We start from the raw sequence: 15,218 nt of genomic DNA, 5'->3' as shown, positions 1-15,218 counted from the left end.
AAGTCCCCGACCCATAAAGAGGTTTTGTGAATATCGCAGCCACCATCGCTGGAGAGCTGGGCGTCAAAGAGCAGTTTGTCGAAGCCGCCCTCAAGCTCATGGCGGAGGGTAACACCGTTCCGTTCATCGCCCGTTACCGCAAGGAAGCCACCGGCGGGCTGGATGACTCGCAGCTGCGTATCATCGAGGAACGCTCGACCTACCTGCGGGAACTGGAGGAGCGCAAGGAAACGGTGCTCGCCGCGATTGAGGAGCAAGGCAAGCTGACCGATGAGCTGCGCGCACTGATCCAGGGCTGCGAGACCAAGGCGCGCCTGGAGGATCTGTACCTGCCGTATAAGAAGCGCCGCAAGACCAAGGCGGATATCGCGCGCGAGGCAGGACTTGAGCCGCTGACGGACAAACTCATTGAGAATCCTTCGGCGGATCCGGCCGAGCTGGCAGGGGAGTACCTCACTGAAGGCTTCGAGGAAGCGAAGAAAGCCCTCGAGGGTGCTCGCGCTATCTTGGTGGACCGTTTTGCACTGGACGCGGACCTCGTCGGCGAAGTGCGCGAGCGCATGTACACCAGCGGTTCCATGAATGCCGGTGTGGTGGAAGGCAAGGAAACCGAGGGCGCGAAGTTCAAGGACTACTTCGAGTTCTCTGAGCCTTTCGACAAGCTTCCCTCGCACCGCATCCTGGCGCTGTTGCGTGGTGAGAACGAAGGCGTGCTGCAGCTCAACCTCGATGCCGGCGATGACGCCATGTATGAGGGCATGATTGCGGAGCGCTTCGACTTGGACGTTGCCACCTCACGCTGGCTTGCCGACGCCGTCCACTGGGGCTGGCGCACCAAACTCTCCATCTCCTCGGGCCTCGACGTGCGCATGCGTCTCAAGGAGAAGGCCGAGGAAGGAGCGCTCAAGGTCTTCGCTACCAACTTGCGCGATGTTCTGCTGGCCGCCCCGGCGGGCCAGCGCGCGACGCTGGGCTTGGACCCGGGTTACCGTAATGGCGTCAAGTGCGCGGTCGTCGACCCGACGGGCAAGGTCCTTGCCACCACCATCGTCTACCCGCACCAGCCGCAGCAGAAGTGGGCTGAGGCGGTGAGGGAGTTGGCGTCGTTAAGCGCGGCTCATTCGGTGGACCTCATGGCGATTGGTAATGGCACCGCTTCGCGTGAGACGGAGAAGCTCGCCGGTGAAGTCGCGGACCTCATCGCGCAGGCGGGTGGGAAGCGGCCGAACCCGGTCGTGGTCTCGGAAGCCGGTGCATCGGTGTATTCGGCTTCGCAGCTGGCGGCCGATGAGTTCCCCGACATGGACGTCTCCCTGCGCGGCGCGGTGTCCATCGCGCGCCGCCTGCAGGACCCGCTGGCGGAGCTGGTGAAGATTGACCCGAAGGCCATCGGCGTGGGGCAGTATCAGCACGATGTCAACCAGGTCGCGCTCGCCCGCACCCTCGATGGTGTGGTGGAGGATGCCGTGAATGGCGTCGGCGTGGACCTTAATACCGCCTCGGCTCCGTTGCTGGAGCGCGTGGCCGGAGTGAACTCCACGATTGCGGCCAACATCGTGGCCTATCGCGATGAGAATGGCACGTTTGCTTCACGCAAGGAGCTGAAGAAGGTGCCGCGCTTGGGGCCGAAGGCCTTCGAACAGGCGGCTGGCTTCTTGCGCATCAATGGAGGTAAGGACCCGCTCGATGCCTCGGCCGTGCACCCGGAGGCTTACCCGGTGGTGGCGCGCATCGCGGAGAAGACCGGGCTGGGGGTTTCGGAGCTCATCGGCAATTCGCGCGTGTTGACGAAGCTGTCGCCGGCGGACTTTGCTGACGATACCTTCGGTGTGCCGACGGTGACGGATATCATTGCGGAGCTGGACAAACCTGGCCGCGACCCGCGCCCAGAATTCAAGACGGCTACCTTCAAGGAAGGCGTAGACAAGGTCTCGGACTTGAAACCGGGCATGATTCTGGAGGGCACCGTGACCAACGTTGCGGCCTTTGGTGCCTTCATCGACGTTGGCGTGCACCAGGACGGGCTTGTGCATGTGTCCGCGATGAGCCACAAGTTCGTCTCTGACCCGCATGATGTGGTCCGTTCGGGCCAAGTGGTGAAGGTCAAGGTCATGGAGGTCGACGTGGAGCGCCAGCGCATTGGTTTGTCGCTGCGGCTTGACGACGAACCCGGCCAGCCCGCCCCCAAGCGCCGCAACGGCGGCGGGCGTTCCGAGGGGCGAGGCGGCCGTTCCGACCGGCGCAACGGAGGGCGTGGCCGCGCGGACCGCGGCGGCGGTGGCTCGATGGCCGATGCCCTCAAGAAAGCCGGCTTTTAAAGCTCATCTAGTCACGCGCCACAAACCCCTGACCGTTCAAACGGTTGGGAGTTTGTGAGTTTTTCGGCGGGCTGTTCTGCACGGACGGTGCATTGGACACGCCCGTGGGATGGAGCGATCGCCAAAGACTCGGAAGGCCTCAAGAAAGCTGAGGTTTCCGCGTGGCGCAGGGCTGAGTCCGCCGTGTTAAGAGGACATTCCGTGCTGGTGGGGAGCCGGTTCGGGGTGTGGACGTGTGCGGCTAAGCTGCCGCGAAGACTATCCGGGCGGTGACACAGTGCTGGGTGGTGATGGGTGTGGGTCCGGCGGATCGGGTGGTTGGCCTGGAGGAGTGCGCGTCGGGCTCGTGGCCTGCCGGTTTATGGCTTCTTGGTAGGCCGGCTGCCCGGTAATCGGTGTTCCCCAGGGCGGGATATAGTCAACGGGTCCTCTCAGCCGAAAGACATAGCCTCGGCCGGTTGGGCTGGTGGGGTCATCGTCGTTAATACCGTTGTGATAAGCGCACAACATGGTCAGGTTGGGCGGGTTGGTTTCTCCGCCCGCCTGCCAAGGGATGATGTGGTGGACCTGGCAGTAGTCCGCCGGTTTATTGCAGTCTTCGATCGCGCAGGTGGGGTGCTCCGCGCTGGCCATGATGCGTTGCTCGACGCTGGCAAAGCGCGAAAGACGGTGCAGCCACACCGGGCCGATAGTGGGGTGGACCAGTGTGGCGTAGCCAGTTTCGGCGAACTTGTAGGTGAGAAACTCCGCGCCGCTCATGCGCCCACCGTTGGTGAGCTCGAGTTCGATGTCATCGCCGTCATGACGGACGATTTTGTCGAGCTCATCGAGTGTTATCACGACGTTCGTTCCCACCGCCGGCCGAGAGCCCACACCTTCTTTAAAGAAGACTTGACGGGTGGCGTCCAGGAGGTCAGTGGGGTTAATGGACTCCAGCGTGCTGCGCATGGTGGAGATGTTCAGCGCGGAGTCGGTAACCGTGAGTGAGTGCGGGCCGTTCTTGCGGTAGGTAAGGCGCACCCCAGGCGACGGCACGCGTTTCGGTTTGAGTTCCTTCAAACGTTCCGCCGCCACTGAAGGAATCCGTTCTGAAGGTGTGGATGCAAGTGTGACGCGCACATTCCAGACGTCGAGTTGCTTCTTCAGTTTGGCGGCGTAGGACTCAATGAGGCTTAGTGTGGCCAGGTCGTGGCCTTGGCGTCGGGCTGCTTGGCGGGCGGTGCGCTGCTTGCCGGTGAAGCGGGTATCGCCGAAATAGATGGCATGAAGTGACGCCAGCTCTGCCGCATCGCCGCGTGAGGCGCCCAGCGCGCGCAAGCTTTCGGGTGTGCTGGTTGCTGCTTCCACCAGCGCAATCCCCGAGTTACGAAGGCGGATGTAGGTCTCAATATCCCCCATGGGCACAGAGCCTAAAACAGGCCTTAAGGCCTCGCAACCGGAGGGGGGAAACGCCCTGTTCATGTGCCTTGTAACTCGGAGCTCACACGGGAGTAACTAGCACCCACACGGCCAAACGCAGTCACCAGGTCGTGATTCGGAGCTCGCACGGGAGTAACGGCATGGGGTGCAATGACACGAATAGCCATAAGTTTACAGAGCCAACATATTAGGTGGTATGTTTGGTGAAACAAATGAACTAGTGGTCCCGCTTATCGTTGTACTTCCTCTGAAAGTCCTGGGCAGAAGGCTATAAGCGGGCCAGAGCTAAAACCATGAGGAGGCGGGAATGCGCCGTGAGACGGAAGAAAGCCGGAAGAATGCTTCTTCGCCTGGCAAGGCAGCTAAGGGGAGCGCAGCAGGCCACGACAGTGAGGCGATGGGGTGGCACCGCGTCCTCGATTGGCGCCCCACGAGTACCTTGTCGCGCGTGCTCATCGTTTTCCTTCTCGTAGCACCCATCGTCATCGCGGGCACCATGATGTGGGCCATGTGGGACCCCTCTAAGTACATGCGCAACATTGATTTGGCGGTGGTGAATGAGGACGCGGGCGTCGAGAAGCAGGGCACCTACACTAACTACGGCGATCAGGTCGTGGAAGGCCTAATGGAGACGCAGTACCTGAACTTTGCCGAAGTCAGCAAGGGCGACGGGGATGAGGGGCTGCTCAAGGGCACATACCTCATGGTGGTGACCATCCCGAAGAACTTCTCCGAGCAGGCCGTCACCATCATCAGCGATAAACCGGTCAAGCCGGAGATTCACTTCGCCACCAATGATTACTACGGCACGAATGGCTCGGTGATTTCTTCCAGCCTCATCCCGCAGGTGCAGACCAGCGTCGAGAATGCGATTTCCAAGAAATACGCCGACCAGGTTATTGAGGGGCTGAATAAACTCAGCGATGGTCTGGGAACCGCGGCCGAGGGCGCCGGCCGTCTCGATGAGGGTGCGGGCAAATTGCAGGAAGGCGGCGGGCGCGCGGTCGAGGGAATCGCCAAGTTGGACGCCGGCGCGGGCGATCTCAACAACGGTACGGGCCAGCTGCTGGACGGCACGAACCGCCTGAATGACGGAGTAGGGCGCCTCAGCGATGGTGCCGCGCAGCTCGATGATGGCGCCGCGCAGCTTGCCAACGGCTCCGACAAACTGCTCGCCGGAACCGGCCGCCTAGCGGATGGCGCGGGCCAGATCGATGGCGGCGTCAACCAACTGACGGGCATGCTCATCCCGGTGCTCAAGCAGGCGCAGGCCGTAGCTCCAGCGCTGCTGCAACTTGTCGACGTCCTCCGTGGCCTCGGCATGCACCAGCAAGCCGACCAACTCTATTCCCTGGTCTCGAAGCTGGACCCGGCCGCCAGTGGAAACATGGTGGCGCAACTGGAAAAGCTCTCTGACGGCACCGGTCAGCTCTACTACAACCTGTCCGATCCCAACTCGGAGTACCTCGGCGGCATGATGGCCCTCAATGACGGTGCGCACCGCTTGTCCGATGGCTCGCAGCAGTTGCGCGCGGGTGTTGGCGAGCTGGGCGACGGTGCCGCCCAGCTGCAGGATGGTGCTTCCCGCTTGCATGAGGGCACCGGTGAGTTGAAGGACGGCACGAGCCAGCTGGCAGCCGGTGGTACGGAGCTGAAGGATGGCATGGACCAGCTCAAGGCGGGCTCCAATGAGTTGGCTACCAAGCTTGCCGACGGTGCCGCCAAAGCCCCCTCCATTAGCCAGCCGGATACGTCCGCACAGAACATGGCCGTGCCCATCAACTTCACCTCCTCCAACCTTCACCCTGTACAGACGGTGGTCAGCCCGGTTGACCCGACCGAGAAGAACATCACTGGTGGCGCGTTGTTGCTCTTCGTGCTGGTCTTCGGCTTCCTTGTGATGCTGCTTCTGGCGATGACGCTGCCGTATTACCTGGGCCGTCGCGGCGAGTCAGTCACGAGCCCGGTACGTGGCATTCTGGCGGCCTTCGGCGTGGTGGCGGGGCTGAACTTCTTGATCTTGACCTTTATGGGTTTGATGTCCTCCACCATGGGCTGGAGTCCTGCCAGCTGGCCGATGATGTTGTTAGTCATCGCCGCCATCGCGGCCGTGGGTGCGGCGACCTACCAGTTCTTCCTCGTAACCTTCGGCCGCAAGATTGGTGCCGTCTTCGCCGTCGGTGCTTTTGCCCTAGGCGTCATGGTCTTCGGCGGCGTGTGGCCCGTGGCCGCCATTCCACGCCCGCTGAGTTTGCTGCATCCTTTCCACCCGATGTCCTATGCGAAAAACGCCTTTACCCGCGCTACCGACGGCATCCACGATGGGACGTTCTGGGCCGGTATCGCGGTGCTGTTCATCGTGACCGCTCTGGCACTGGTGGCCTCTTGCGTGATTCTCCGGGCCCGTCACCATGGCACCGCGCGCATTCTCGACGAGCATCTCTTCCGCACGCCGGCGGCGGCTGGCGCCTAGAAATCGTGTGCTGCGAGCCCACCGGGCAGGTTGCGCAACTCGATGCCCATGTCCGCGGCGAGATCGGCGTAGCGCAGGACAAAGCCAGCGCTGCGCCCACCGGAGGGGCAGGCCACGTAGACCAGTTCGGATGCGCAGGCGGATAGTGCTCGGCGCACGGCATCATCATCGGTGACGGTATGCCAGGGCAGTGTCACCGCGGCATAAGGAAAGTTGGGCTCCTCGGAGATATCGAGGAGGGCAGCGCGGCCGGTGACAAGCTCCGGCGGCGGGGTGTGCCGGCCAGGTAGGGCAGTAACGAGGGGGCGGTCGGGATCGGCGCCCACCCGCAGTGTGCGGAAGCTACCGGGCAGCGCCTCATAGGAGGTGAGGCGGCCACGCAGCTCCTCGTAGTGCGGAAGCTTCCCCAACCAGCCCAGTGCCGCGGTGGCCATGAGCCCCGCGATGACCGATGTCGTAGCCCCCAGGACTCCCGCTGTGGAGCACTCGAGAGCCTCGCCACTAGGCGGGGCGGGGAAGAGATCGCGAAAGCCCACCCCGCGCCCGTCAGCACATGCATTCCCGGAGTGCCACAGCGCGGCTTGCCCGCCGTAGCGCAGCACGGTTCCCCAGGCCAGTGGGGTAGAGGTGAGCTCGCAGGCATCAGCGACGAGATACTTCGTATCGAAGGTATCTGAGCCGTCGAGGACGAGGTCGGCCTCGGAACACAGGTCGAGGACGGTGGAGGAGCCGAGGCGTTCTTTAAGCGCGGTGATGGTGAGCTCGGGGGCAAGCTCGCGGGCGCGCGCGGCGGCTACCTCGGCCTTGGGCTTGCCGAGGTCCCCTACACCAAACAGCACCTGCCTGTGCAGGTTGCTGATATCGACGGTATCGGAATCAATAATCGTGATTCGCCCGATGCCAGCCGCCGCCAGCTGCTGGAGGGCCGGGCAGCCCAGCCCACCGGCGCCCACGACGAGCACGTGCGCGGCATTGAGGCGCTCCTGGGCCGCGTCACCGAATCCGGGGAGAAGGCGTTGGCGCGCGGTGCGGGCGAGTTCATCTTTGCTGAGCATAGGTTCCTTTTGCGGCGGCGATCAATGCCACAGGTCTAGAGAACGTGGTCGGCCCAGGAGGCTAGGCCCTCGAAGGTGGAGGATGCCTGGGCGTGTTCGCGCTGCGGAATGCGCCCTGCACGTCGGGCTAGGCGGCCGGCTTCGACGGCGTAGCGCATGGCGGTGGCCATGGCCTCGGGATCTTGGCAGCGGTTGACCGCGCTGGCGAGAAGCACTCCGGAACAGCCGAGCTCCATGGCGAGGGTGGCATCGGAGGCGGTGCCGATGCCGGCGTCGACAAGCACGGGCACCGAGGCACGTGAGCAGATGAGCTCGAGGTTGTGGGGATTGAGGATTCCCAGACCAGTGCCGATGGGGGCTCCGAGAGGCATGACGGCTGCCGCTCCGGCGTCTTCGAGGCGCTGGGCGGCTACGGGATCGTCGCTGGTGTAGGCCAGGACGGTGAACCCTTCGGCGCTCAGCAGCTCGGTGGCGTCGAGGGTTTCCACGACATCGGGCAGCAGCGTATGTTCGTCGGCGATGACCTCGACCTTGACCCAGGAGGTCCCCAGCGCCTCGCGGGCCATGCGGGCGGTGAGCACGGCCTCGCGCGCGGTGCGACACCCGGCGGTGTTGGGGAGTGGGGCGATGTCCAACCGGCGCAGCAGATCGAAGACACTCTCACCATCACGGGTACCAGCGTGGCGGCGCATGGCCACGGTAGTCAGCTCGGTTCCGGAGGCGACGAGCGCGCGCTCAAGGGCGTCGTGGCTCGTGGCCCCACCGGTGCCCATGATGAGGTGGGAAGAAAAGGTGGTCTCGGCGATGGTGAGCATTTAACCTCCTTGGACTGCGGTGAGGATTTCCACGGCCGCGCCTTCGGTGAGTGAGGTGGACTCCCACTGCGAGCGAGGAACGACTTGTTCGGACACGGCCACGGCGGTGCCGTCGGCGGCGATGTTCTGCTCGTCCAACAATTCGGTGATGGTCGTCGCTGAGGTGTCAGTGGGCTGGCCGTTAAGGATGAGGATCATGGCTGCTCCTTGAGGTGACGTAGAGGATCACAAGCGGTGAGATCGATGCTGGATTCGGTGCCTTCGATGAGCTCGCGTGTACAGCGCGCGGCCAGGGCCGTGAGCAGAATGCCGTGGCGGAAATAGCCGGTGGAGATGACGAGCTTGTCGCTGACGCGGCCGAGGTACGGCAGGTCATCCGGGGTTCCGGGGCGGGCACCCGCGCTGGCCTCGAGGAATTCGCACTCTTCGACGGCGGGCAGCACACGGATGGCGTCGCGAAGCAGCGCGTAGACACCGCCGGCCTGGGCCGTAGCAAGAGTGTCCTCGCGGGTTGTAGCGCCAACCGCCAAGGTGCCGTCGCCGCGGGGGATGAGGTAGATGGGGCGGTCCTCCACGAAGCCGCGCACCACGCGGGTGAGCAGAGGCTGGAGCTCGTCCGGTACGCGCAGGCGCAGGATATCGCCGTATACCGGGCGCAGGTGTAGCGGAGATTCTTCGAGCCCGGCTGATGCAGCCCACTCGATATCGCGTGCTCCCAGGCCTGCAGCGAGTACCACCTGTTCAGCTTCGAACTCGCCGACGGCCGTGGTGACCATGCCCGTGTCAGCATTGATCGACTGTGCTGCCGTACGGAAGAAACGCACACCGAGTGCTTGGGCTGCGCTGAGCAGTGCAGCTGTCCACTGGCGGGGGAAAACCTGCGTGTCACCCGGAATACTCACCGCAGCAGCCAGACGTGGCGAGAGCAAAGGTTCGGCGCGCCGGGCTTCGCGCACGGTGATGCGCTCGACCTCCATGCCGTGGAGGGATTGATAGTCAGCCAGCTCGGTGAGGTGCTGAGCATCCGCACGGTCAGCGGCGACGACGAGGGTACCTTCGGCGCGGTAGCCAGTTGGGACCTCGGTGTGCTGAGCCACGAGATCGATAAGCTTCGGGTACCACGCGCCGGAGGCACGCATCAGCGGGAAGAGTGGATCCTGTTGGTAGACCACCTCCGCGGCGGGGGCGAGCATGCCCCCGGCATAGTGCGAAGCCCCAGAGGCCGGTGCCGGGTCCAAGACAGTGACCTTAAAGCCCCGCGCGGCCAACTCCACGGCGGTGGCCAGACCGATGACGCCCGCGCCGACGACGATGACTGAAGAATCAGAGCTAGTACTCATCGCGCACCTTCGTCAAAACCGGACAGCAGCGCGCGGCAATAAGCTTCTGGGTCCTCGGCATTCATGATGCCGCGCACGACGGCTAGTCCGGCCACACCAGTTGCCGCAAGATCGGCTGCATCCTCAGCGGTGACATCCCCGATGGCTACGAGTGGCACGCGGGAGAGCTTCACCAATTCCGGGTAGGCGTGAAGTCCTAAAGGCGTGCGGCCGGAGTCCTTCGTCGGAGTCGCGCGGAACGGGCCGCAACCGATGTAGTCAATGACATCTGCGACGTCATTGGCGGCCTCGACCAATTCGCGGGTGCCGGTGGTCAGACCGATAATCGCGTCCGGACCCAACAACGCGCGGGCAGCGGCGACGGGTAGATCATCTTGGCCGACATGCACGCCATGCACCGGCTCGCCGGCGTGGCGTAGGGCGGCGGCGACGTCTACGCGGTCGTCGATAAGCACGCGCGTTTCTGGGTTAGCCTTCGCCACCGCGCGGGCCACGTCGCGGCCTAAATAGAAAAGGTCGCGGGCAGAAATCGGCTTGGAGCGCACCTGCACGACCCCGGCACCGCCTCGCGCCGCTGCCGCAGCGATGCGCACGATCTCCGCAGGCGTGCCCGCGCCCGTGACGAAGTAGCAGCGAAGATCAGGCATGCGCGGTTTCTTCCTCCTGATAGAGCTGCGAACCTTGGGCCTTGAACTCTTCCGACATCTGTTTCTCACCGGCACGGGCAGCTGCCACGACCTCCGGATCAACGGCGTCCTTACCCGGAAAACTTGGCATACCAAGGGAGTCGGAGAAGGTATCCCGGATGTCCTGGCTGATGCGCATAGAGCAGAACTTCGGGCCGCACATGGAACAGAAGTGGGCGGTCTTCGCCGGCTCCGCAGGCAGGGTCTCATCGTGGTAGGCCTGCGCGGTGTCTGGGTCGAGGGAGAGCGCGAACTGGTCGTGCCAGCGGAATTCGAAGCGGGCCTTACTCATCGCATCATCCCACGCGCGCGCACCTGGGTGGCCCTTGGCCACGTCGGCTGCATGGGCCGCAAGCTTGTAGGTAATCACGCCGGTCTTCACATCATCGCGGTTGGGAAGCCCCAAGTGTTCCTTCGGTGTGACGTAGCACAGCATGGCCGTACCACCCATGGCGATGTGTGCCGCACCAATGGCGGAGGTGATGTGGTCATAGCCCGGTGCGATATCCGTAACCAGCGGGCCCAGCGTGTAGAAGGGAGCATCCGAGGCCCAGTCCTGCTCGAGCTCGTTGTTTTCCTGAATCATGTTGAGCGGGACGTGTCCTGGGCCTTCCACCATGACCTGGACGTCATACTCCCAGGCGCGCCGGGTGAGCTCACCGATGGTTTTGAGTTCAGCGAATTGGGCGGTGTCGTTAGCATCCGCCAAGGAGCCGGGGCGCAGACCATCGCCGAGGGAGAAAGCGACGTCGTAGCGCGCGAAAATCTCACAGAGTTCGTCGAAGTTCTCGTAGAGGAAGGACTCCTTGTGGTGCGCCAGGCACCAGCCTGCCATGATGGAGCCGCCGCGGGAAACAATGCCGGTGACGCGGTTCGTGGTCAGCGGCACGTAGGGCAAAAGCACGCCGGCGTGCACGGTCATGTAGTCCACGCCCTGCTCGCACTGTTCGATGACGGTATCGCGGAAAATCTCCCATGTCAGGTCTTCCGCGACACCATTGACCTTCTCCAGCGCCTGGTAGATGGGCACGGTGCCGATAGGAACCGGAGAGTTGCGCAGGATCCACTCGCGGGTGGTGTGGATGTCGTCACCGGTGGAGAGGTCCATGACGGTATCCGCGCCCCAGCGGGTGGCCCAGCGTAGCTTGGATACCTCCTCGGCGATGGAGGAGGTCACCGCGGAGTTGCCAATATTGGCGTTGATTTTGGTGAGGAACTTCCGACCGATGATCATCGGCTCCGACTCGGGGTGGTTGACGTTATTAGGCAGGATGGCGCGGCCACGGGCGATTTCGGAGCGCACGAACTCTGGGTCGCAGTGCTCGCGTAGGGCCACGAACTCCATCTCCTTGGTGATGATGCCCTGGCGCGCATAGTGCATCTGGGTAACGCGCTTGCCTTCCTTAGAACGCAGCGGTTGGCGACGCTCCCCCTTCCACTCCTGGGAAGCCGCACCGCGGCGCTCGGCCGAGCGGCCATCGTCAGCGAGGTTGCGTGCGCGGCCCTCATATTCCTCAACGTCCCCGCGCTCCGCAATCCATTCGGCGCGCAGTGCCGGCAGACCGACTTCGGGCTCACACTCCGGGCCACGTGTGCGGTAGATACGGAAGGGCTCATTGGGGCCGGTAGGGGAATCATCCAGCTGGATCTCGGTCTCCGGTACCTCCAGGCCATTCTCCCGGATGGGGGAGTAGGAGTGCTTGGGGTGGATCTCGCCGGAGTTGGTGGACTGGATGGGGTTATGGGTAGCCGTCATGGCTGCTCCTCTCTTCCTTCGCTGGTGCTAACCAGACAGGTTCGAACGGTGCAGGCGCGGTATCAGCGCCACTCTCAGCCCACTTCCCGTGGGCACCCGTGGGGTGTCAGTGCGCCACCCACCTTAGAGCCCGCAATGAGGAGATGTCAGGCGTTTGACGGAATTTGTTCTTCCGGGGTGGGGTGTGGAAAGATGACGATGTTCTGTGTAATAGGCACGAACCGGTCAGCTGCCGCGAGGTGGCGCTAGGGTCCTCTGTCTTAAACTGAAAAGGAAAACACCAATGGCAAACCTCATTGACAAGGTTGATGCAGCTTCGCTGCGCGACGATATCCCGTCCTTCCGCCCGGGCGATACCCTCGACGTCAACGTCAAGGTCATCGAGGGCACCACCGAGCGTACCCAGCTCTTCAAGGGTGTCTGCATCCGCCGTCAGGGCGACGGCATCCGCGAGACCTTCACCGTGCGTAAGGTCTCCTTCGGCATCGGCGTTGAGCGTACCTTCCCGGTTCACTCCCCGAACATTGCCTCCATCGAGGTAGTCCGCCGCGGCCGTGTCCGCCGCGCCAAGCTGTACTACCTGCGCGACCTGCGCGGCAAGAAGGCCCGCATCAAGGAGCGCCGCTAATTTACAGCGCATCACAGCCCTTCGCCTTTATCCTCACCGTGAGGAAAGGCGAAGGGCTTTCCTTTTGCCTTCTCCTTTTAGCGTGCGCCGCGCGGGGCCACAAGGCCCGTGAGGGCAAGACACATTGCTAGGATTTAGCCCGTGGAAAAAGAAAACGACATTACTGAAAGTTCCCAGGGGGTTGGGAGAGAGGCGTCGGAAAGCGCGGCGCCCCCAGCTGAAGAAAAGAAGCAGATGCCCTGGTTGCTGGAGACTGCCCTCGTAGTGGTCTCCGTGCTCGCAGTCGTCGGCATTTTCCAGAACTTTGTAGGCCGGCAGTACGTGATCCCCTCCGGCTCCATGGAGCCGACATTGCATGGTTGCGAAGGCTGCAATAACGACCGGATCTTTACCGAAAAGGTTTCCTACTACGGCGATAAGAGCCCGGAACCCGGTGATGTCGTGGTATTCAAGGGCACCCCGGACTGGGATAGCAACTGGGTGTCCCCGCGTTCCGATAACCCAGTGATCCACCGCATTCAGGATGCCCTGAGCTATGTGTCGCTCACCCCGCCCGATGAGAACACTCTGGTCAAGCGCGTTGTTGCCACCGGTGGCCAGACGGTGTCCTGCCAAGAAGGGGATCCGGCAGTCATGGTGGACGGCAAGCCCATTGAACAGGATTATGTGCAGGATCCACCGACCTATCGCGTTGATGAAACCACCGGTTCCTATGCCTGCGGCGGCGCGTACTTTGGCCCCGTGACCGTGCCGGAGGGCAATATCTGGGTGATGGGAGATAATCGCACGGCCTCCGCGGACTCGCGCTATCACATGCAGGATGAGTACCAAGGAACAATCCCCCTGGAGAATGTTCGCGGCAAGGTCATGTTCATCTTCTTCCCCTTCAACCGTATTGGTGGAGTCGATGACCCGGACATCCAGTCCTAGAGTTCGCGATGTTCTTTCGGCGCTGGCTGTCACCTTCGTGGCGCTGGCGTTGATTCAGGCCTTCGTGGGAAGGCTGTATCTCATCCCGTCTTCTTCCATGGAGCCCACCCTGCATGGCTGCCCGGGGTGTACGAATGACCGCATTGCGGTGCAGAAGGTGAGCTATTACTTCAGCGATCCGCGCCCGGGAGAGGTTGTGGTCTTTGCCGGTCCGGAATCGTGGAACACGTCTTTTGAGGTCAAGCGTTCCCACAATGTGTTTCTCCGCGGCATCCAAAATATGGCGGCTGTTGTGGGGCTGGCTCCCAACGGCGATAACATTCTGGTCAAACGGGTCATTGCCACCGGGGGTCAGACCGTGTCGTGCCAGGAGGGCGATCCGGCCGTCATGGTGGACGGCCAACCCACCAACCAGGACTTTGTCCTCGATCCGCCGGAGATACCCGTCGATGAGCGGGTGGGATCGCAGGCCTGTGGCGGCGCGTACTTTGGGCCCGTCACCGTTCCCGAGGGGCACCTGTGGGTGATGGGGGACAACCGCACAAACTCTTTGGATTCGCGCGCGCACCTAGGCGATAAGCTCCAGGGCACCGTTCCAGTGGAGAACGTGCGCGGGAAGGTCGCTGCCGTGGTGGTTCCGATTAGCCGTGCGCACACTATCGAGGACATGCCCCTCTAACCGCTATGCGCCGTCTAAAACAGAAGAGAACCTATGAGGTCGCGCTCTCCAAAGCAGGGTTGGGGCCTGTTGCCGGGGTGGATGAAGCTGGGCGCGGAGCTTGCTGCGGGCCAATAACTATCGCCGCGTGTATTTTGCCGGATCGTATCCTGCCCGGCTTGGAGCGGCTTGATGATTCGAAGAAGCTCACGCCGGCGGCCCGGGAAAAGTTGGAGCCGGTGATCAAACGCCGTGCGCTGGCCTGGTCAGTGGTGCACATAGGCGCGAAGGATATCGATGCCTTTGGCATTCAGCATGCCAACCTGTCAGGAATGCGCCGTGCGGTGGCGCAGCTGGGGATCCGCCCGGGCTATGTGCTGAGCGACGCCCTCTTCGTCCCCGGCCTGCCCACCCCGCAGCTGCCGATCATCGCCGGCGATACCGCCGCACGTTGCATCGCTGCGGCTAGTGTTTTGGCCAAAGTTTCCCGGGACCGTCTCATGGTGGATGTGGCGAAGCACTACCCAGGCTATGCTCTGGAAACCCATAAGGGCTATGGCACAGCTGTGCATCAGGATGCCATCGCCCAGCTGGGGGCGACGCTTGAGCACCGTATGAGCTATCGCAATGTTGCTGAAGCTCATGCACGATTCCTCGCGCGCGCCTGAAGGCTTAGGCAGCAAGTGCGAACTAAGCTTGTGCTCAATCTGTGACACCGTGATCCCGGGTAATTGTGAGCGAAGGAGAAGCACACCGTGAGCGCTGAGGAACTCGATAACTACGAGGCTGAAGTCGAGCTGTCGCTGTACCGCGAATATCGCGATGTGGTCAGCCAATTCTCCTATGTGGTAGAAACCGAACGCAGGTTTTACCTGGCCAATGCGGTGGAGCTCATCCCGCATACCTCCGGCCCGGATGTCTACTACGAGGTCCGCATGTCGGATGCCTGGGTGTGGGACATGTACCGCTCGGCGCGCTTTGTGCGCTATGTCCGTGTGATCACTTACAAGGACGTCAATATTGAGGAGCTGGACAAGCCGGACTTTGTTCTCCCTGAATAGAGTTCTAGGTAAAGGAGTGCGGGGAAACACCATCGAGGTGACCCCGGACTAGTTATCCACAGATTTGCGGTGGCGAGGG

At 62.7% G+C, this 15,218-nt stretch carries 14 protein-coding genes and 1 riboswitch; of the genes, 7 read left to right on the top strand and 7 right to left on the bottom strand.

Translation table 11 applies throughout. The features are described 5' to 3' along the window. The first annotated feature begins 26 nt into the window (after window positions 1-26). Window positions 27-2,318 (top strand): Tex family protein, encoded by a 2,292-nt coding sequence (locus tag HMPREF2896_RS10155; RefSeq protein ID WP_070719428.1) that lies wholly within the window; start codon window positions 27-29, stop codon window positions 2,316-2,318. A 258-nt stretch (window positions 2,319-2,576) separates the two neighbouring features. Here HMPREF2896_RS10155 and HMPREF2896_RS10150 read toward each other — a convergent pair whose 3' ends face one another. Next, window positions 2,577-3,716 (bottom strand): HNH endonuclease signature motif containing protein, encoded by a 1,140-nt coding sequence (locus HMPREF2896_RS10150; protein ID WP_070520028.1) that lies wholly within the window; start codon window positions 3,714-3,716, stop codon window positions 2,577-2,579. Window positions 3,717-4,044: 328 nt separating this feature from the next. Between HMPREF2896_RS10150 and HMPREF2896_RS10145 the strand changes: the two genes are divergently transcribed. Then, window positions 4,045-6,210: a YhgE/Pip domain-containing protein gene (locus tag HMPREF2896_RS10145; protein WP_070719426.1), complete on the top strand. Its 2,166-nt coding sequence runs from the start codon at window positions 4,045-4,047 to the stop codon at window positions 6,208-6,210. On the opposite strand, the gene HMPREF2896_RS10140 is transcribed toward HMPREF2896_RS10145, so the two are convergent. From HMPREF2896_RS10140 to thiC, 6 genes are all read right to left on the bottom strand, one after another. After that, entirely contained in the window at window positions 6,207-7,265 is a 1,059-nt protein-coding gene (locus HMPREF2896_RS10140) for a ThiF family adenylyltransferase (RefSeq protein WP_070719424.1), read from the bottom strand. The genes HMPREF2896_RS10145 and HMPREF2896_RS10140 overlap by 4 nt on opposite strands. Before the next feature lie 35 nt (window positions 7,266-7,300). After that, window positions 7,301-8,080 carry a thiazole synthase gene (locus HMPREF2896_RS10135; protein WP_070520034.1) on the bottom strand — a complete coding sequence of 260 codons (780 nt, stop codon included), beginning with the start codon at window positions 8,078-8,080 and terminating at the stop codon, window positions 7,301-7,303. Further along, window positions 8,081-8,278 (bottom strand): sulfur carrier protein ThiS, encoded by a 198-nt coding sequence (thiS, locus tag HMPREF2896_RS10130; RefSeq protein ID WP_070711422.1) that lies wholly within the window; start codon window positions 8,276-8,278, stop codon window positions 8,081-8,083. It lies immediately after the preceding gene. Continuing rightward, the gene (gene thiO, locus HMPREF2896_RS10125; RefSeq protein WP_070643820.1) at window positions 8,275-9,420 is read right to left on the bottom strand and encodes a glycine oxidase ThiO; all 1,146 of its coding nucleotides are present in this window, start codon (window positions 9,418-9,420) and stop codon (window positions 8,275-8,277) included. The genes thiS and thiO overlap by 4 nt, the downstream gene beginning before the upstream one ends. Beyond that, a complete protein-coding gene (locus HMPREF2896_RS10120; RefSeq protein WP_070445538.1) occupies window positions 9,417-10,067 on the bottom strand; it encodes a thiamine phosphate synthase in 651 nt (216 codons plus the stop codon). The genes thiO and HMPREF2896_RS10120 overlap by 4 nt, the downstream gene beginning before the upstream one ends. Then, window positions 10,060-11,862 carry a phosphomethylpyrimidine synthase ThiC gene (gene thiC, locus HMPREF2896_RS10115; RefSeq protein ID WP_070445541.1) on the bottom strand — a complete coding sequence of 601 codons (1,803 nt, stop codon included), beginning with the start codon at window positions 11,860-11,862 and terminating at the stop codon, window positions 10,060-10,062. Before thiC ends, HMPREF2896_RS10120 begins: the two co-directional genes overlap by 8 nt. After that, a riboswitch (TPP riboswitch) is annotated at window positions 11,858-11,972 on the bottom strand. Its footprint overlaps the gene before it by 5 nt. A gap of 173 nt (window positions 11,973-12,145) precedes the next feature. Here thiC and rplS point away from each other — a divergent pair. From rplS to HMPREF2896_RS10090, 5 genes are all read left to right on the top strand, one after another. Next, window positions 12,146-12,490, top strand: coding sequence for a 50S ribosomal protein L19 (gene rplS / locus HMPREF2896_RS10110; RefSeq protein ID WP_010190405.1), 345 nt, complete (start codon window positions 12,146-12,148; stop codon window positions 12,488-12,490). Window positions 12,491-12,724: 234 nt separating this feature from the next. After that, window positions 12,725-13,420 carry a signal peptidase I gene (lepB, locus tag HMPREF2896_RS10105; RefSeq protein ID WP_236659254.1) on the top strand — a complete coding sequence of 232 codons (696 nt, stop codon included), beginning with the start codon at window positions 12,725-12,727 and terminating at the stop codon, window positions 13,418-13,420. Next, window positions 13,398-14,099: a signal peptidase I gene (gene lepB, locus HMPREF2896_RS10100; protein ID WP_070520044.1), complete on the top strand. Its 702-nt coding sequence runs from the start codon at window positions 13,398-13,400 to the stop codon at window positions 14,097-14,099. Before lepB (HMPREF2896_RS10105) ends, lepB (HMPREF2896_RS10100) begins: the two co-directional genes overlap by 23 nt. 5 nt (window positions 14,100-14,104) lie before the next feature. Further along, window positions 14,105-14,746, top strand: a complete 642-nt coding sequence (locus HMPREF2896_RS10095; protein WP_070520045.1) for a ribonuclease HII — start codon at window positions 14,105-14,107, stop codon at window positions 14,744-14,746. An 87-nt stretch (window positions 14,747-14,833) separates the two neighbouring features. Then, a complete protein-coding gene (locus HMPREF2896_RS10090) occupies window positions 14,834-15,139 on the top strand; it encodes a DUF2469 domain-containing protein (protein ID WP_005528899.1) in 306 nt (101 codons plus the stop codon). Window positions 15,140-15,218 lie beyond the last annotated feature (79 nt).

This window comes from Corynebacterium sp. HMSC069E04 (assembly GCF_001813175.1).
GTDB classification, from domain to species: Bacteria; Actinomycetota; Actinomycetes; order Mycobacteriales; family Mycobacteriaceae; genus Corynebacterium; species Corynebacterium aurimucosum.
This window is presented reverse-complemented; position numbering and strand designations above follow the sequence as displayed.